Raw genomic sequence first — 16,145 nt, forward strand, 5'->3', positions numbered from 1 at the left:
TGTTGTCGTTTCCACCGTTGGTCTGGCTGTCGTCGCTGTTGTCGTTTCCACCGTTGGTCTGGCTGTCGTCGCTGTTGTCGTTTCCACCGTTGGTCTGGCTGTCGTCGCTGTTATCGTTTCCACCGTTGGTCTGGCTGTCGTCGCCGTCGTTCCCGTCGCTGTCGTTCTCGTCGTCGTTGTTCCGGCCGTCGTCGTTGTCGTTTCCACCGGCGCGGTCGTCGCTGTCGTTCTCGTCGTCGTTGTTCCGGCCGTCGTCGCTGTCGTTTCCACCGGCGCGGTCGTCGCCGTTTTGACGATTATCCCCACCGGCGCGGTCGTCGCCGTTGTGACGATTATCCCCATCGGCGCGGTCGTCGCCGTTCTCGCTGTCGTTCTCCGTCAGATCGATCCGGGCGTCCTGGCTGTCGTGATCCGTTTCGACGAAGACCCGGGACGTCCCGGAGTCGTCCCCGTCCGTGTCGACGCTGTGACGGTACGTCTCCTCCTCGCCGGGGTCCATGCTGACGGAGTACGACCGGACCCGCTCATCGCCGAGCCTGACGCTGACATCGGTCGAACCGTCGGCATCGCCGCCGTTCGTGACGGTGTATTCGACGGTTGCGTCCTCGCCGGCCGTCGCCTCCTCGGAGACACTGAGCTCGACCACGTCGAACTCGGGCGCGCCGGTCTCATCCTCCGCCGTGGTCTCACCGTCGCTCCCGTCCTCGTCCGCCGTGGTCTCGCCGTCGCCCCCGTCCGGTGACGATTCGTTTTCCGTCCCGTCGTCGTCCGGGGCGGTCGGCGGCTCGGACGTGTCACCCGCGTCCGGTGTGCTCGCTCCGCCGTCGGTGAGCGATCCGATCGCTCCGGCCACCCCACCGAAGAATCCGGCGAACGCCAGCCCCGCGATGAAGAGGCCGATCCCGAACACGATCAGCAGCTGCTGGAGCCGGCGGTCGATACTGTCGCTCGACGACTGTCGCCGTCGGTTTGGTTGTGTCATTGGAACTGGAGTCCCCGCTGTGTGATAGGGGAGAGTTCGCGCTCTCCGGCCGTTATTATCGCCCTAGTAAATCCGCCCGCAACGAGCGTGACGCGGCTGCCGGCGACGACGACGGCGCGACAGACGACCCCTGACGGTGAGGACGCGACGGGCTATTTGTCGCGCGAAACGCGCTCCCCCGGCGTCGTCGTCGCGCCCGCCGAGAGGGTGACGCCGGGGTCGAGGCTGGTGTTGATCCCGGTTCGAGCGCCGTCCCCGATCACGGCGCCGAACTTCCGACGGCCGGTCGACACCCGGTCGCCTTTCACCGTGTGGTTCACCGGTTCACGGTCGTGTCGGAGGTTCGCGACGTTCGTTCCGGCACCCAGGTTGACGTCGCGACCGAGAACGCTGTCCCCGACGTACGAGAGGTGCGGGACGGCGGTCCCGGCCATGAGGACGCTGTTTTTGATCTCCACGCCGCTCCCGACGCGGACGTCGGCGCCGAGATACGTCGCGCCGCGGAGGTATGCGTTCGGCCCGACGGTGCTCCCGGCCCCGATCCGGACGGGGCCCTCGATCGTGACCCCGCGTTTCACCGACGCGCCGGGTTCGACGACGACGTTCCCGGAGACCGTCGCCTCCCGATGAACCGAGCCGTCGAGCCGCCGCGGCTGCCGCTCCAGTTCCGACGCGGTCGCTTCGAGGAGCTCCCACGGGCGCCCGACGTCGCTCCATCGATCGAACTCGACGAACGACACCGGCCGGTCGTCGATGACGCGATTGACCACGTCGGTCAGCTCGAACTCGCCGCGCTCGCTCTTCGGAACGTCGAGGAGGGCGGTCGCGTCCGCCGGGAACACGTACGCGCCGGCGTTCACCAAGTCCGAGGGCGGGTCGGACGGTTTCTCGACGAGCCCCTCTACCGCGTCACCGCGCGTCCGGAGGACACCGTAGTTCGAGGGGGTCTCGACGCGGTACGCGCCGATGCCCGGGCCGGAGTCGAACAGCCGGCGGAGGCTCTCGGCGTCGTACATGTTGTCGCCGTTAAGGACGGCGAACTGACCCTCCACGTGGTCGGCCGCGGCCCGCACGGCGTCCGCCGTGCCGAGCAGTTCGTCCTGTTCGACGTGCGTCACCGGAACCCCCTCGTAACGCGACCCGAAGTGCTCGCGGACCGACGCCTGTTCGTAGCCGACCACGAAGACGAGCCGTTCCGCGCCGGCGTCGACGGCCGCCTCCGCGACGCGTTCCACCATCGGAGCCGACCCCACGGGCAGCATCGGCTTCGGGACGTTCTCGGTGAGGGGACGCATCCGGGTGCCGCGACCGGCCGCTAGGACGATGACTTGCATTCAGTGCCGCGGTAGTCGCGTCGCTCCCATACTTAAGTGGGATCTAATGCCTCCGGTCGCGGTCGACGAGGCGGCTCGGGAGACGCGAGCGCTGTCGTCGGTCCGGTGGCTCACCGCTCCGTCGGCTCGAATTCCGATTGCGCGCCGTCGGAGGGGAACTGGATCGCCGGGCTCTCCGCGTACTGGAACCAGTGTTTCACGAGCACGCTCGTGAGGTCGAGGAACCCCTCCCAGCCCTGTGGTTTACTGATGAACGCCTGGGCGTTCAGATCGTAACACAGACGTGCGGCGGTGGGGTCCGACGTGTCCGAGACGACGACGACCGGGATTCTGCCGACGTCGTCCGAGCCCATACGCCATCTGAGGACGTCGTGCCCGCTTTTCAGCGGGAGGTTGAGATCGAGAAGCACGAGTTCCGGGCGTCTGGCGCCGTCTTCGACGCTCGCCAGCCGTTCGATCGCGGCGGTTCCCGTGTTCACGAACTCGACGGTGACTTCCGGTGCGACCTCCTCGAACGCGAGCTCGAGGAGACGGATGGTTGGCGAATGGTGCTCTGCGATCAGCACCGTCCCGGAGTGAGTGGTGTCCTTGTCCATGTCGACCAACAGCCACCTGCGTGACTCGGCTCTGTCTTAGGTGACGTGCTGTTATAATTATGGGAATCGGTTCGAGCGGATTGCATCCAGTTTCGTCGGATTCGCGCCGAAAACGGCGACGAACCGACGCCGAATCGGGGTCGTTACCACGAAGTCACCGGGGCGGTTACCTGTACGGTGGCAAAGATTAACAAGAACAGAACCGATGTTTCGGGTATGGATCCCAACTATCACGGGCCTCCCTCTCCGTCGGAGGACGAGTACGTCCACCGGTTCCCGCCTGACTGGCGTGCCGACGAGGAGCAACTCACGCGGTGCACGCACGCGGTCGCCATCGTCACCGATCGGCGACCGGAGCAGTTCGACGTCGGGATACAGCGCATCGTCGATCCCGACGCGCTCGATCGGTTGTTCACGTCGGAGGCGGGCGGCGAAGACGCGCAACTGTCTCTCGTCGTCTCCGACCTCACGCTCCAAATTCGGGCCGACGGCGCTATCTTCGTGGTCGAATAGCGGGCTCTGTCGGGGGCGAACGAAGTGAGTCAGCGACGCCGCCGAGAGTCGACAACGCCGTCGAGAGTGGAAAACAACACCGTGAGTCGATAACGACGCCGAAATTCAAACTCCGCCAGTGGAACCCGTCGCAGACGCGCGCCGGGCGTCGGCGGTTGCGGGTCGGATCACCGAACGTCTGATATCGGCGTGTGAGAACCGTATGACGCGGATATCCAGCGACCGTCGATGTCGGATGACGTGTCGTACATCACGAGCTCGTTCGGCTCGAAGGAAACGCTCGGAGCGACGTCTTCCGGACAGTACGTGTGGCGGATGCTGAAGACGGGCCAGTCCATGTTCGTCTCGTCGGCTGGAGCAGGCCGGTCGCCCACCGAGTCCTCGCCGGTCATCGATCTCGCCCTCTGGCGTCCTGCACCCGGTCGACGTGTTCGATCGCCTCCTGAACGAGCGCCCGTTGTTCCGACGGCATGTGGGGGTGTCGCTGTCCGACCGCGACCAGCAGTTCCCTCGCCGCGACGAGGTAGGTGTCCGGCGAGCAGTCAGACATCGTCGCCCTCGTGCGCCGCGAGAATGGTCTCGAAGTACGGCGTCATCACGTCGATGGCCCGATCTGACGACCGGTTGTTCCGGTCGTCGTGAAGCTCGATCGCGACGAGGTATCTCGCCGGGAGCTCGCCGAAGCCGCTCCGGCCCGCGCGGTCCTTGGTCGGATACTCCTCGGTTCCGATCGCGGCGGCGACCTCGATGCGCTGGGCCTCCAGCGCGGGGCGGGAGTACTCTCCGCCGACTTTGTGCCGTTTCCAGCTCTCGGTCGTCAGTCGACCGTACGCCTCGTCCATTCCGACGATGCGGGCGCGGCGACGCAGGGGCGACTCGACGTCGTCCCACTCGGCGGCCGAGAGGGCGGCCGGCCGTTCGACGACGCCGTCGGAAACGAACGACCCCTCGACGTCGTCTTTAGCCCAGAGGGCGTCGACGAGCGCGGTCGCCGCGGAGCGGGCTTCGGCCGCGTCGAGGTGTTCGAACTGCGCGTCATCGACGAACGCGAACGCGTCGACCGCGGCTGACCGGGCGCGGTCGTCGTGTGCTCGGTACCCCTTACAGACCTGGATCGCCGCCCGGCGTGCCCGCTCGCCGACGGACCGATCCGTGGGGTCCACTGACGGCTCCGTGGGGGTCGATCGCTCGGCGGGGAACTCTGCCTGCGGACGTCCGGACGATATCCGACTGTTGCTCATCTGTACGAGAAACCGGGACGACCAACTACATATACCTCTGACAACACTCGCGTAACCGGTTCGGTTACCCCGCGGTAAGACGAGGGAAACCGCGTGCGCGTTCGACCGGTCGCCGACGTGCAAAACCGGTCGATTCGGACGGCTGGACCGCGGCTCGTCGACCGAGAGCGCCGTCGCCTCGGAACCGACACCAGTCGTTCGCGGCCCATCGCCGTTTCGACCGTCGTACCGCGCAGTTACACCGGGTTTCACCGTCCCGCTGATCATTAACAGCGCGATTATCCGCTTACCTGACTCGTAGCAATGGGCAAGGAGCACGGATGGGTCGATGGGTTCAACCCATGGTACGAAAAGAACTCGATCGCCGGAAGTTCGTTAGCCTCGTCGGTGCGGCCGGAGTCGTCGGCCTCGCCGGCTGTTCGGACGAACCGGAAGGGCCGTCAGACGGGACAGGAAACGGCTCCGACGGCGGAACCGGAACCGGCACCGACGGCGGAACTGGCACCGACGATGAAAGCGGCACCGGCACTGACGACGAAAGCGGCACCGGCACTGACGACGAAAGCGGGAGCGGCACCGGCACTGACGACGAAAGCGGGACCGGCACCGACGACGAGAGCGGGACCGGCACTGACGACGAAAGCGGGAGCGGCACCGACGATGAGAGCGGGACCGGCACCGACGATGAGAGCGGGACCGGCACCGACGACGAGAGCGGCACCGGCACTGACGAGGAAAGCGGAAGCGGAACCGGCAACGAGACCGACAGCGGAACCGGCAACGAGACCGACAGCGGAACCGGCAACGAGACCGACAGCGGAACCGGCAACGAGACCGATAGCGAAACCGGCAACGAGACCGACAGCGGAACCGGCAACGAGACCGACAGCGAAACCGAAGGATAACCGACGCGGCGGCGAGGGTCGCGCGGGAATTCACTTTTTCTTCGAGGAGAGAGTCCAGCCTCCGATAGACGGTGGTTCCTCGAACGTCTGCGTCGCGTCCCCGTCGATAGCCAGTCGGGGAGGCGACGCGGCCACGCGTCAGGGAATACTCTCGCCGGCGAACGGGCGGACCGCGACGACCGCCGTGACTGTCTCGACGGAGTTCACACGAGGCCGGCCGAGGCCTCGGCCCGCTGAAGCGAGACGAGAAACACCGTCCCGTCGGGGTCGTTGTCCTCGATGGACATCTCGCCGCCGAACTGAGTGACGAGTTGGTGGCCGAGGGTCAGCCCCACGCCGAGTCCCGCGCTTTCGGCCCCGTTCGTCCGTTCGGAGAAAACGGCCTCGCGCCGGTGTTTCGGGATCCCCGTCCCGTTGTCGGCGACCCTGATCGTGACGGTGTCGCCCTCGGCCACCGCGTCGACGTGGACGGTCGGCGTCTCCTTGTCGTTGTACACCACCCCGTTGTTGACGAGGTTCGCGACGACGGACGAGAGGAGTTCGTTCGCCTTGACGGACGCCTCGGGGACGGACCCGAGCGTCACCTCCGCGCCCCCGTGCAGGCGGGTCGCCTTCTCGACTTCGTTCTCGAGGAGCGCCTCGAGGTTCACGTCGCCGAGCGGGTCCTGATCGTCGGCCATCGCGTCGAGGGCCTGACCGATCATATCCGTCAACTCGAGGATGTGGTTGCCCGACTGTCTGATCTCCTCGAGTATCGACTGCCCGCGCGGATCGACGTGATCGGTCAGCTCCGAGGCCCGACCGACGATGAGACTCACGTCGTTTCGAACGTCGTGGCGGGTGAGGCGGTTCAGGATCGCGAGCCGATCCGAGCGTCGTCTGAGAATTCGTTCCCGCTTTTTTCGTTCGATCGCGTACTGGAGGGTCAAAAGCAGCAGTTCGGGGGTCAGCTTCCCTTTCACGAGGTAGTCCTGCGCCCCTCTCGAAATCGCTTCACCGCCGAGCCGCTGTTCCGGCATCCCGGTCAGAACAACGACGGGGACGTTCGGGTCGACGTCGACCACGGCGTCGACCGTTTCGGCGCCTTCGCTGTCGGGAAGCTGGAGATCGAGGAGAACGACGTCGTACGTTCCCTCACGGAGGCGTGCCGTTCCTCGGTCGAGGTCCTCCTCGTGGGTAAACCGGATGCTCTCGAACTCGCTTTTATCGAGTACGCGTGCGAAAAGACCCGTCTCCTTCGCCGTTTTGTACTGCTCCCGAACGATTCGCGCGTCCGCGGGATTGTCCTCGATCAGCAGCACGGATAGAGCCGTATCGTCAGTCATGCGTTGTTGTGAGATGATGAGACCGCGTCATGAGTCGCCGTCCGGTTCCAGAGTCGCGACGAGCCGGTCCGCGTCGTCGAGCCCCTCGGTCGGGTCGTCGATCTCCGACTCGAGCGTCGCCAGTCGGTCGAGCAGCTGCTCGTAGCGGTCGTCACGCGCCAGCTCCGTCGCCACGAACTCGCTTTCGAGCAGCGCTCGCTTCGCGTTCAACACCAGGTACTCCTGCGTCCTGTCGTCGTAGGAGTCCCTCGTCAACACGTCCGTGACCATCTGCGTGAGCTGCTCTTTCGATCCCGGTTTCGTGAGATACGCGTCGAACGACATGTCGAGGATGTCCAAGTCGGGAGTGATCGCGGTGAGAATGATCACCCGCGTGTCGAACCCCCAGTCGCGTATCTGTGCGAGGACGTCCTCCCCGGACATGCCGGGCATCCGGCGGTCGAGCAGCACGACGTCGACGTCTTCGGACAGCTCAGAGAGCGCGCCCTCCCCGTGATACGCCCGTTTGACCTCGTACTCCTCTTCCAACCAGCCGGCGTACATGTCCACGAGCCGCGGGTCGTCGTCGACGACGAGGACGGTCGGGTCGGGGTCGAGGTACCGTTCCCCCCAAGAGGCCAGCGAGGAGAGTATCGACTGCAGATCGCGCCCGTCGTCGGTCAAGCTGTACTCGACTCGTTTCGGGGATTCGCTCACGACGGTCCTGTCGAGGAGCCCGTTGTCGACGAGCTCCTCGAGGCTCTCGGTGAGAACTTTCGACGAGATCCCCTCTAGGCGTTCCTGAAGCTCGCTGAACCGTAGCGACCCGTCGGTGAACAGTCGCTGGACGATGACCGGATGCCATTTCTTTGAGATTACGTTCATCGCCTCCGTGAGCCGCTCGACGTCTCGGTCGGTTCCGTCTCCCGTCACGGTCGATAATTCGATCGTAACCGGTCTTATTATGCGGGTGGTAAACGACCGATCATACCGTCCGATTCCGGAGCGGTCTCCGGCCTCGCGGGTCGGAATCGGATTACCAAAGCCGTACTTTTCGGAGGGAGGGCCCAACGGCGATCGATGTGGCCATGGGAACACGTCGCGTTCGGCTATCTGCTCTACTCGGCGTACACGCGCGTCAGACACGGGGAGTCACCGGAGGCGACGTCGACTGTCGCGATGGCGACGGCGGCCGTCCTTCCGGACGTGATCGATAAGCCGCTCGCGTGGGAGTTCGACGTGTTCGCCACGGGGTCCGCGCTCGGGCACTCGGTGTTCGTCGCGGCTCCGCTGCTCGTCGGCGTCGTCGCCCTCTCGCGGAACGCGGACCGCTCGGCGGCGGCGGACGGCTTCGCGGTCGGGTACGCGTCGCACCTGCTCGGCGACCTGCTGCCCGCGAGCGTTCGGAGCGGCGCACTCGTCGCCGACCGCCTCCTCTGGCCGCTCGGATCCGCCCCGCCCGACGGTCACGTCAGCCTCGGCGCCGGCTTCGATCACTACTTCGCGGAGTACCTCGCGTCGATCGTCACGCTCGATCCGACGCCGTACGTAGCTGTGCAAGCCGCGACGCTCCTCGCGACCGTGGCCCTGTGGACGGCGGACGGAACGCCGCCGTTGCCCGACGCGATCGAGGCCGCCCGGACGCGGGGCCGCCGGCTGTTCGGCGACTGACGGCGGACCGGGCGGAGCGCGATCGCTGACCTCGATCACCGCCGCACCGGGGTTACCATCGCTGTAATAACGTGTCTGTGGGGGCGTGAACCGGACATGAAACGACGGGCGGTGCTCGCCGCGGGAGCGACGGTAGCGGGCTCCGTGGTGGCCGGCGCGACGGTCGGTGCAACGCGCGGTGCGACGACCGGCGACGATCCCGAGCCGCGCCCGCCGTCGCCGGCGGCGGAGACGACGGTCGAGACCGGAGCGGTGCGCCCGGGGACGAGACGGGAAACCCCCTACTTCGAGGTCGGCTCCGACGACAGCGGGCCGACGGCGGTCGTCGTCGGCGGGGTCCACGGAAACGAGGTGAGCGGCTATCGGGCCGCGGAACGGATCGCTGAGTGGGAGGTGACGGACGGGTCCGTCGTCGTCGTGCCGTGGGCGAACGTCGTCGCCGTTCGCCGGAACGAGCGCGAGGGGCCGGACGGCGACCTCAACCGACAGTTCTCGATCGGCGGGGAGCCCGAGACGCCGCTCGCGCGGAGTCTCTGGGAACTCGTCGCCGCCGCGGACCCGGACGTCGTCGTCGACCTCCACCGGTCGCGGGGGATCTACGGGACGCACGGCCGGTGGGTCGGGCAGGCGCTGTTTCCGACCGCGGCCGGCGGCGCGACGAGCGACGCGGACGCCGTCGCCGACCGCGTGAACGAGGCGGTGGTCCCGGCGTCGATGTGGGCCCACCGGTTCCGGCGCGGCAACACGCTGGGGGGGACGTCTCCCCTGTTGATCCACAAGGTGAGCGCGGACCTCGACACCGCCGGCGTGCTCGTCGAGCTCACGGAGTTCTACCTCGACGTCGACACGCAGGTCCGGTGGACGGAGCTGATCGCCGAACGGTTGCTGTCCCGGCACGGGATCGAACGACGGGGGTCGGCGATATGACGACCGCAGGCGACGACGTGACGAGCGAGAGCGACGGAGGGCCGGGAGCGGACCGCGACGCCGCGATTGCGGACCGTGACGACGCGATTGCGGACCGCGGCGCCGCGATTGCGGACCGTGACGACGCGATTGCGGACCGCGGCACGTGGTGGACCGTCGTCGCGGGACCCGGCGTGGTGTGTCTCTTTTCACTGCTCACGGTGCCGCTGGTCCTCGGGACGCTCGACGCGCGGCTGCACTCGCCGCTCGCCGCGCCGGGATACGCGCTGTTCGTCGCGCTCACGGTCGTCGGGGAGCGCGTCGTCCCCCAGTTCGCGTTCCGGCTCTACTGGCCCCCGTTTCTGCTCTGCAGTTACGGGGTCGCCGTCGCGGGGGCCGGCGTCGGTCGCGCCTGCCTGCGCGGCTCGGACCGGCTCCGCGGCGCCGCCCGCGAGTGAGACCGCGGCGTCCGGACGGATTAGCAAACCGATAAGCGACGGCTGTCACACAGCCGATGTGAGCGGCGGAGCGGGCGGCGGAACACCCCCGATTTACGCGAACGATTACCATCCCGCACAGGCGTCTGTGGCCGCACGATGTCTGAAGAGGGTACGCGTTCGCTGTTGCATCGCCGAGGGATCATCAAGACGGTGGGGGCGGGCGTCGCGGCGTCCGCCGTCCCCGGCGGAACGGCCGTCGCTTCGGATCACGTCGAGGTCGTCGACATCGTCGAGGCGGGCGCGGACGACACGGGGACCGAGCCGATCGACGACGTGTTCGCGGACCACGCGGGCGACGACACACGGATCGAGTTCCCCGAGGGGCGATACAGGATCAACGACCTCACCCTGTACGGACTGACGAACTTCGCGATGGTCGGGACCGGAGAGGCGGTCCTCGTCCCCGGCGACGAGTACGACCCGCGCACGTGGATCGCGGGGACGAACAACCGGGACGTCCGCGTCGAGAACTTCGTCATCGACAACACCGGGGAGGGCGTCGGCTCGTCGCTGACCGTTCACGCGTACGACGGGCTCGTCGTTCGCGACGTGACGAAACGCGGCCACCACGACGCCGGCACGGCCGCGTTCGGGTTCCGGGTCATCGAGGCGGACGGAACGGGGACCGTCGAGAGGCTCCGGGCCGCGGACGGCGGCGACAGCGTCGGCATCTACACGGATCCGGTCGGGGAGATAACTTACCGGGACTGCCACGTCGAGCTGTTCGCGAACAACGGGGTCTACGGCTCGCTCGGGACGGGAGCGGTCCACGTCGACGGCGGGCTCTACCGCAACAACAACGTCGCGAGCGTTCGGCTCGGCGCGCCCGGAAGCACCGTGACGGGCGCGACGTTCAGGGTCGACGACCCGCCCGATGACTACGGGAACTGCCGCGCCGTCCGAGTGGCCGACGGCCCCGGACCGGTCGCGATCGAGGACTGCGAGATCCGAATGATCAGCGGCCGCGGGACCGGCGGCGTCGTCGGCGCGTTCAGCGGCGGGTCGTTCACTGTCCGCGACACGGCGATCCACGTGGGGCCGCGGTACACGACGGTCGGCTCCGGCGGCACGCGGACGAGCTACGCGATCCACGTCGACCCGGCGACGGAGGCGGAGGTGGGGAGCCGGACGATCGAGGACACGGTGATCACGGGCGCCGGTGACCGCGTGGCGCCGGTCGAGTTCGCCCGCGACGACAACGAGCTCAGGAACGTCTGCGTCGAGCAGTCGGGCGAAGACCGCGCCGGGATCGTCTTCCACGACAGCGCGGACAACGTCGTCAGCGACTCGACGGTGTCGGTGCCCGGCGAAGCGATCGTCCTCGACGGCGACTCGTCGGTCGACAGAGACGGCGTCTCGACGGACGGGAGCTGTGCGTGGCCGACCGAGGGCGACGCGGTCGGTGACGACGGCGGCGAGGCGGCCGGGACCGCCGGCGGCGACGCGGGCGGGACCGCCGACGCCCCGCCGACGGACGGGGACCGCATCACGATCGGCGGCGGCGGCTCGGCGGCGCGCTACGAGTTCACCGTCGACGGCGACGTCGAGAGATCGGCCGCGGGCGACGCGGCGGTTGACGACGGCGACGCGATCGCCGACAACGGCACCGTCACCGGGCGGGCGACTGACGAGCCGGACGCGTACGCCTTCGACGGCGTCCTTACGGACTTCGAGGCGACCGACGACGTGGATGTCGCGATCAACGGGGAGTCGGTTCCCCCCGAGCTTATCGGGCCGAACGTCCTGACGGTCGTCGGGAAGGGCGAGACCGTCCGCTACGAGTTCGAGGTGACCGGCAGCGTCGCGAAGTCCACGGCCTACGGGGGGACGATAAACGACTTCGACGAGGTCCGCTCGGACGGCACCGTCGCCGGCCGCACGACCGACGAAGCGGACTCGTACAGCTGTATCGGCGTGGCGTCCTCGTTCGAGGCGGCCGGACCGGTGGAGGTGTACGCGGACGGGGAGCTCGTCACAGACGTCTGACTCGCCCAGGTGGACCGACCGAGAGTCGGGTTTACGCTCCCGATATAGATACGTCGCCGGCGCCGAGAGACGGACGCTTACGATGGGCAACGGATTTCGTTCTTTCGCCGACCTCGTGCTCGTGCTGCTGCTCGGCGCCGTCGCCGCCTGGGCTATCGCGACCGACGTCGGGTTCGGACCGCTCCGAGTCCTCTTCGGTATCGCGATGGTCCTGTTCCTGCCGGGGTACGTCCTCGCGGCGACGCTGTACCCAGGCCGCGCGGCGACGGAGCGCGACGCGGACCGTGCGCGCGCGCTCGACGGTCTCGAACGGGCGGTCCTCTCCGTGCTGTTGAGCGTCTGCGTCGTCCCCCTGCTCGCGTTCGCGGCCGACGTCACCGGCCTCGGCGTCTCCCGAGAACCCGTCCTCGGCCTCGTCGTCGCTTGGATCGGCGTGTTCGCCGTGGCCGCCACCGTCGCTCGGCTCCGCCTGCCGGCGGACCGGCAGTTCCGGGTCGAGGGCGGAGGATCCCTCGCCGCCGTCGACGGCTTCCTCCGCAAGCAGTCCGCGTCGCTGCGCTCCACCTCGCCGTTCGCCCCGCAGAACGACGCCGAACTGCTGTTGAACGCGCTCGTCGCCGCCGGCGTACTGCTGCTCGTCGCGAGCGTCGGCTTCACCGCGGTCGCCGACCCCGGAAACGAGTCGTTCACGGAGCTGTACCTGCTCAGTGAGAACGAGGACGGGGAACTCGTCGCCGAGGGGTTCGAGACGGAGTACGCCGGCGACGAGTCCGTCCCCGTCACCGTCGCGGTCGAGAACCACGAGGGGGAGCGCGTGGAGTACGCCGGGGTGGTCACGCTTCAGCGGCTGTCCCCGAACGGGACGACCGTCGAGACGGAAGACGAGATCGGGCGCTTCGAGGCGACCGTCCCGGACGGCGAGACGGAGCGGATCGAACCGGAGTCGACGCCGTCGATGACGGGCGAGAACCTGCGGCTCCAAGTCCTGCTGTACGACGGCGAGGTGCCGGACGAGCCGTCAGCCGACGACGCGTACAGGACGGTTCACCTTGACGTCACCGTCGAGGGGTAGGCGGTCGCTCGCTCGCTACCGCGGGCAGAAGTGGAGGTCGCCGTTCGTGTACACCCTGTCTCTGGTCGGCCCGCAGACCGCGTCCTCCGGGAGCTGTCTGACGCGCTGTTCCCCGCCGACGTTGAACACGGGCGCGTCCGACGACTGATACGACCGGTAGATCGCCCTGTCGTCCGATATCGTCCCGTTTTCGCCGACGGTTCCGACGCCGAACCGCACGTCGCCGAGGCGGTTGAGCGTCAGCACGTACGGGTGGTCGGCGTGGATCGGACCGCCGTCGTCCATCGTCGTGCGCTCGATGAGCGTCTCCGCGGCGGCGAGCTCGGACTCGGTGTAGCTGTACTTCACGTTGTGCTCGTCGAACGCCGGCGCGTCCGGCGTCGCCTGAGTCGAGAGGATCATCGCCCCCGGATAGACGAGCGCGAACAGGACCGCGACGGCGACGAACGCCGGCGCCGCCAAGTCGCGACGGAGGTACCCGAACCCGACGGCCGTGAGCATCGCCATCCCGACGTACAGGAACGGGTACCAGCGACCGGGCAGGAGCGAGTTGATCCCTAACAGCGGCGGGACGAGCGTGACGGCGAGCAGCGCCGCCACCCACCCGACCAGGACCGCGGTCGACTCCCGGAGTCGTTCGGCCCGCGTCGTCACGGCGGTCCCGACCGTGGTTCCGAACAGCAGCAGGAGGAATCCCAGCCTGTCGAGGTAGGTCAGCAGCGACTGATACGGGAGCGCGTCCGGGCCCCCGACGTCCTCGCCGAGCTCGGGGGCCCCTCCGCCCGCCGAGAGCGTCGCGACGTTCTCTCGCATCCTCGTGACGGCGCCGTTGAGTAGCGTCTCCCCGTAGTACGGGGTCTGGCTCCAGACGAACGACAGGAGCCCTGAGTTGAAGACGACGTACCCCAATAGCGTCGCCGTCGCGACGCCGAACGTCGTCGCAGCCCCGGCGGTGACGCCCCGACCGCCGGAGGCTCTCGCGAGCGGGAACACCGGTGACACGTACGCGACGTGGGCGAGCAGCGCGGCGCCGAGAACGGTCAACACGATGACCGACGACAGCTGGTGGGTCAACGCGAGCGCGAGGAAGAGGAAGACGAGCGCGGCGTCGTCTCGCAGGGAGGCGACTCCTTCCAACCGCCTGACGAACAGGAAGACGATCCCGAAGAAGATGGCGATCGACATGCTCGTCGGGATGAGGTGGATGCTCCAGCGGGTGACGTACCCCGCCAGCCCGTAGAGCGCCATCGCGAACAGCGCCCACCGGACCGTGGTCAGGTACCGCGTTGCGGCGAACACCAGTGCGAAGGAGGCGACCAGCGCCGTCCCGACGGAGAGGTACAGCGCCGCGCGGAGCGGGACATCGGCGAACAGCGACGTGACGGCGACAAGGAGGTGATACAGGGGCGCGCCGAGGTATTTCGAGTCGCCCATCCCGGCGACGCTGCCCGTCTCGACGAGGCGTCGGGTCATGTCCGGGACGTGAATCCAGACGTCGATGCCGGTGTAGCCGGGGACCGCGTACAGCGCCGGGAACCGAAGCGCGGCGACGAGGAGGACCACCTCGGCCAGCAGCGCGGGCGGGTGGAGAAACTCCTCGGGCGTGAAGTAGAGCTGCAGGAGGACGACGGTACCGAGGAGGCTGGCGATCACGTAGAAGGGAACCGAGCGACCGCCGGTCAGCGCCGACAGCGCGACGAGCAGCGCGACGCCGAAGAGGACGACGGCGAGGCCGACCTGCGGATAGCCGAACAGCGCCGCAGTCGGTCGGTCGGCGTCGGGCCGCCACCGGGCGAGGAGGTAGACGGAACACGCGGCGATGACCGTCAGCGGGATCGTCTTCGCCAGCGGGTGGGAGACGACGAGGTTGACCGCCAGCATCGCCACACCGGCGACGAGGCCGAGGAGGGCGATCGGGACGTCCTGTCTCATCCCGGCTCGTCACCACCGTCTCGGCCGAGCGATCGGCAGGCGTGTCGTCGAAGCGCGCCGATGCCACCGAATTGGCCGACGAGGCCGACTCCTTCGAGGCGGCCCGGTCGGACGCGGCGGTAACGCGGAACCACGATACGGTACCGACGGCCGCGAGGGGGTTAATTATCGGCCGTCTAATGCCGGCCCCGCTCGACGGACGGTTTCGAGCACCGCTCGCTTCCGGCCGCCGCGGCGCGCCGATCGCTTACCGCGAGGTGAGGGACCCGCTTCCCTAAATGTTAGAAATAGTATATGTGTGTCGTTCGGATGGATCCATCCAGAGACAGATGAACTCGGCAATCAGTGAGCGGACGGCGGAACTGCACAGCACGCGGCGGACGGTCCTCAGGGGAATCGGTGCCGCCGCGGCCGCGGCCTGCGGGCTCGGGGCGGCGGGCGGCGCGGCCGCGGCGTCCGATCGAACGAGCTATTCGATCAGGACGGGAACCGAGGAGGAGACGGACGTCTACGTGACGGAGGGCGCGGCCTCTGGGCCGACGGTCCTCGTCGTCGGCGGTCTCCACGGGAACGAGGCGTGCGGCTACCGGGCGGCGGAGCGGATCAAAGACTGGCGGATCGACGCCGGGACGCTGGTCGTCCTCCCCCGAGCGAACGTCCCGGCCATCGAGGCCGGCCACCGGCCGTGGGGCACCTGGGACCTGAACCGGCATTTCCCGGCGGGCGAACGGCCGAAAAGCAGGTTGGCGCAGGCGATCTGGGACGACGTGGTCGTCGAACACGACCCGGACTTCGTCTGGGACCTCCACAGCTCTCGGGGGATCCACAGCGAGGACGAGGGCGTCGGACAGGCGGTGTTTCCCACGCGGGCCGGCGACGCCAGGGACCAGGCCGCGGACGTCCGCGCGTTCCTCAACGACGAGTACGTTCCGGCGTCGATGCCGACGTACGCGTTCACCGGCTCGTCCAGCGTCGACGGGACGGCGGACATGCTCAAACATAAGATCGGCGCCGACCGGGACACGCCGTCGATCATCTTCGAAACGGTGTACAACGGGTTGTCGATGGCCCGGCAGGTCGCGTGGACGTCGGCCGCCGTGTGGCGCCACCTGCGGAACTACGGCCTGATCACGCGACCCGAGCGGACGATCACGGTCACCGGCCGAGGCGAGACCGCCCGCTACGAGTTCGCCGTCGACGGCG

The 16,145-nt window shown here is 68.0% G+C and carries 17 protein-coding genes; 8 read left to right on the plus strand and 9 right to left on the minus strand.

Annotated elements, in window-relative coordinates; genetic code table 11:
* The 3 genes from DJ81_RS04480 to DJ81_RS04490 form a co-directional block, all read right to left on the minus strand.
* On the minus strand, nucleotides 1-982 hold a 982-nt coding region (locus DJ81_RS04480), incomplete at its 3' end, for a CARDB domain-containing protein (RefSeq protein ID WP_275542424.1).
* A gap of 152 nt (nucleotides 983-1,134) precedes the next feature.
* Nucleotides 1,135-2,316 (minus strand): bifunctional sugar-1-phosphate nucleotidylyltransferase/acetyltransferase, encoded by a 1,182-nt coding sequence (gene glmU / locus DJ81_RS04485; RefSeq protein WP_094527392.1) that lies wholly within the window; start codon nucleotides 2,314-2,316, stop codon nucleotides 1,135-1,137.
* A gap of 110 nt (nucleotides 2,317-2,426) precedes the next feature.
* Nucleotides 2,427-2,912, minus strand: coding sequence for a response regulator (locus DJ81_RS04490; protein ID WP_094525760.1), 486 nt, complete (start codon nucleotides 2,910-2,912; stop codon nucleotides 2,427-2,429).
* A 216-nt stretch (nucleotides 2,913-3,128) separates the two neighbouring features.
* On the opposite strand from DJ81_RS04490, the gene DJ81_RS04495 reads away from it, so the two are divergent.
* A complete protein-coding gene (locus tag DJ81_RS04495) occupies nucleotides 3,129-3,425 on the plus strand; it encodes a HalOD1 output domain-containing protein (RefSeq protein ID WP_094525759.1) in 297 nt (98 codons plus the stop codon).
* A 167-nt stretch (nucleotides 3,426-3,592) separates the two neighbouring features.
* Here the strand turns inward: DJ81_RS04495 and DJ81_RS04500 are convergent, their stop codons facing one another.
* From DJ81_RS04500 to DJ81_RS04505, 3 genes are read right to left on the minus strand one after another with little or no spacing between them, the layout of a single operon-like run.
* On the minus strand, nucleotides 3,593-3,817 hold the full coding sequence (locus DJ81_RS04500; protein ID WP_094525758.1) for a hypothetical protein: 225 nt from the start codon (nucleotides 3,815-3,817) through the stop codon (nucleotides 3,593-3,595).
* Nucleotides 3,814-3,975 carry a hypothetical protein gene (locus DJ81_RS19065; protein ID WP_170938242.1) on the minus strand — a complete coding sequence of 54 codons (162 nt, stop codon included), beginning with the start codon at nucleotides 3,973-3,975 and terminating at the stop codon, nucleotides 3,814-3,816. The genes DJ81_RS04500 and DJ81_RS19065 overlap by 4 nt, the downstream gene beginning before the upstream one ends.
* Nucleotides 3,968-4,588, minus strand: coding sequence for a hypothetical protein (locus DJ81_RS04505; RefSeq protein WP_141212532.1), 621 nt, complete (start codon nucleotides 4,586-4,588; stop codon nucleotides 3,968-3,970). The genes DJ81_RS19065 and DJ81_RS04505 overlap by 8 nt, the downstream gene beginning before the upstream one ends.
* A gap of 419 nt (nucleotides 4,589-5,007) precedes the next feature.
* Between DJ81_RS04505 and DJ81_RS04510 the strand changes: the two genes are divergently transcribed.
* Nucleotides 5,008-5,571 carry a hypothetical protein gene (locus DJ81_RS04510; RefSeq protein WP_094588677.1) on the plus strand — a complete coding sequence of 188 codons (564 nt, stop codon included), beginning with the start codon at nucleotides 5,008-5,010 and terminating at the stop codon, nucleotides 5,569-5,571.
* 203 nt (nucleotides 5,572-5,774) lie between these two features.
* Here the strand turns inward: DJ81_RS04510 and DJ81_RS04515 are convergent, their stop codons facing one another.
* Nucleotides 5,775-6,896 (minus strand): hybrid sensor histidine kinase/response regulator, encoded by a 1,122-nt coding sequence (locus DJ81_RS04515; protein ID WP_094525755.1) that lies wholly within the window; start codon nucleotides 6,894-6,896, stop codon nucleotides 5,775-5,777.
* Nucleotides 6,897-6,923: 27 nt separating this feature from the next.
* Nucleotides 6,924-7,808, minus strand: a complete 885-nt coding sequence (locus DJ81_RS04520) for a winged helix-turn-helix transcriptional regulator (protein WP_241881413.1) — start codon at nucleotides 7,806-7,808, stop codon at nucleotides 6,924-6,926.
* A 147-nt stretch (nucleotides 7,809-7,955) separates the two neighbouring features.
* On the opposite strand from DJ81_RS04520, the gene DJ81_RS04525 reads away from it, so the two are divergent.
* From DJ81_RS04525 to DJ81_RS04545, 5 genes are all read left to right on the plus strand, one after another.
* Nucleotides 7,956-8,546 (plus strand): metal-dependent hydrolase, encoded by a 591-nt coding sequence (locus DJ81_RS04525; protein ID WP_094525754.1) that lies wholly within the window; start codon nucleotides 7,956-7,958, stop codon nucleotides 8,544-8,546.
* Between the two features lie 96 nt (nucleotides 8,547-8,642).
* Complete coding sequence (locus DJ81_RS04530; protein ID WP_094588679.1) at nucleotides 8,643-9,473, plus strand: succinylglutamate desuccinylase/aspartoacylase family protein; 831 nt, start codon at nucleotides 8,643-8,645, stop codon at nucleotides 9,471-9,473.
* Nucleotides 9,470-9,910, plus strand: coding sequence for a hypothetical protein (locus tag DJ81_RS19435; protein WP_212589826.1), 441 nt, complete (start codon nucleotides 9,470-9,472; stop codon nucleotides 9,908-9,910). Before DJ81_RS04530 ends, DJ81_RS19435 begins: the two co-directional genes overlap by 4 nt.
* Before the next feature lie 138 nt (nucleotides 9,911-10,048).
* A complete protein-coding gene (locus tag DJ81_RS04540; protein WP_212589827.1) occupies nucleotides 10,049-11,938 on the plus strand; it encodes a hypothetical protein in 1,890 nt (629 codons plus the stop codon).
* 82 nt (nucleotides 11,939-12,020) lie between these two features.
* On the plus strand, nucleotides 12,021-13,010 hold the full coding sequence (locus DJ81_RS04545) for a DUF1616 domain-containing protein (protein WP_094588681.1): 990 nt from the start codon (nucleotides 12,021-12,023) through the stop codon (nucleotides 13,008-13,010).
* A gap of 15 nt (nucleotides 13,011-13,025) precedes the next feature.
* On the opposite strand, the gene DJ81_RS04550 is transcribed toward DJ81_RS04545, so the two are convergent.
* Complete coding sequence (locus tag DJ81_RS04550; protein ID WP_094588683.1) at nucleotides 13,026-14,942, minus strand: hypothetical protein; 1,917 nt, start codon at nucleotides 14,940-14,942, stop codon at nucleotides 13,026-13,028.
* A gap of 329 nt (nucleotides 14,943-15,271) precedes the next feature.
* On the opposite strand from DJ81_RS04550, the gene DJ81_RS04555 reads away from it, so the two are divergent.
* Nucleotides 15,272-16,145: succinylglutamate desuccinylase/aspartoacylase family protein (locus tag DJ81_RS04555; RefSeq protein WP_094588685.1), on the plus strand; the 874-nt coding region annotated here is incomplete at its 3' end.

Source organism: Halorubrum sp. Hd13 (genome assembly GCF_002252755.1).
GTDB lineage: Archaea > Halobacteriota > Halobacteria > Halobacteriales > Haloferacaceae > Halorubrum.

Coding starts and splice junctions, on each gene's coding strand:
- glmU (WP_094527392.1), bottom strand. CDS start 2,316: ATGCAAGTCATCGTCCTAGCGGCCGGTCGCGGCACCCGGATGCGTCCC.
- DJ81_RS04490 (WP_094525760.1), bottom strand. CDS start 2,912: ATGGACAAGGACACCACTCACTCCGGGACGGTGCTGATCGCAGAGCAC.
- DJ81_RS04495 (WP_094525759.1), top strand. CDS start 3,129: ATGGATCCCAACTATCACGGGCCTCCCTCTCCGTCGGAGGACGAGTAC.
- DJ81_RS04500 (WP_094525758.1), bottom strand. CDS start 3,817: ATGACCGGCGAGGACTCGGTGGGCGACCGGCCTGCTCCAGCCGACGAG.
- DJ81_RS19065 (WP_170938242.1), bottom strand. CDS start 3,975: ATGTCTGACTGCTCGCCGGACACCTACCTCGTCGCGGCGAGGGAACTG.
- DJ81_RS04510 (WP_094588677.1), top strand. CDS start 5,008: ATGGTACGAAAAGAACTCGATCGCCGGAAGTTCGTTAGCCTCGTCGGT.
- DJ81_RS04515 (WP_094525755.1), bottom strand. CDS start 6,896: ATGACTGACGATACGGCTCTATCCGTGCTGCTGATCGAGGACAATCCC.
- DJ81_RS04525 (WP_094525754.1), top strand. CDS start 7,956: ATGTGGCCATGGGAACACGTCGCGTTCGGCTATCTGCTCTACTCGGCG.
- DJ81_RS04530 (WP_094588679.1), top strand. CDS start 8,643: ATGAAACGACGGGCGGTGCTCGCCGCGGGAGCGACGGTAGCGGGCTCC.
- DJ81_RS19435 (WP_212589826.1), top strand. CDS start 9,470: ATGACGACCGCAGGCGACGACGTGACGAGCGAGAGCGACGGAGGGCCG.
- DJ81_RS04540 (WP_212589827.1), top strand. CDS start 10,049: ATGTCTGAAGAGGGTACGCGTTCGCTGTTGCATCGCCGAGGGATCATC.
- DJ81_RS04545 (WP_094588681.1), top strand. CDS start 12,021: ATGGGCAACGGATTTCGTTCTTTCGCCGACCTCGTGCTCGTGCTGCTG.
- DJ81_RS04550 (WP_094588683.1), bottom strand. CDS start 14,942: ATGAGACAGGACGTCCCGATCGCCCTCCTCGGCCTCGTCGCCGGTGTG.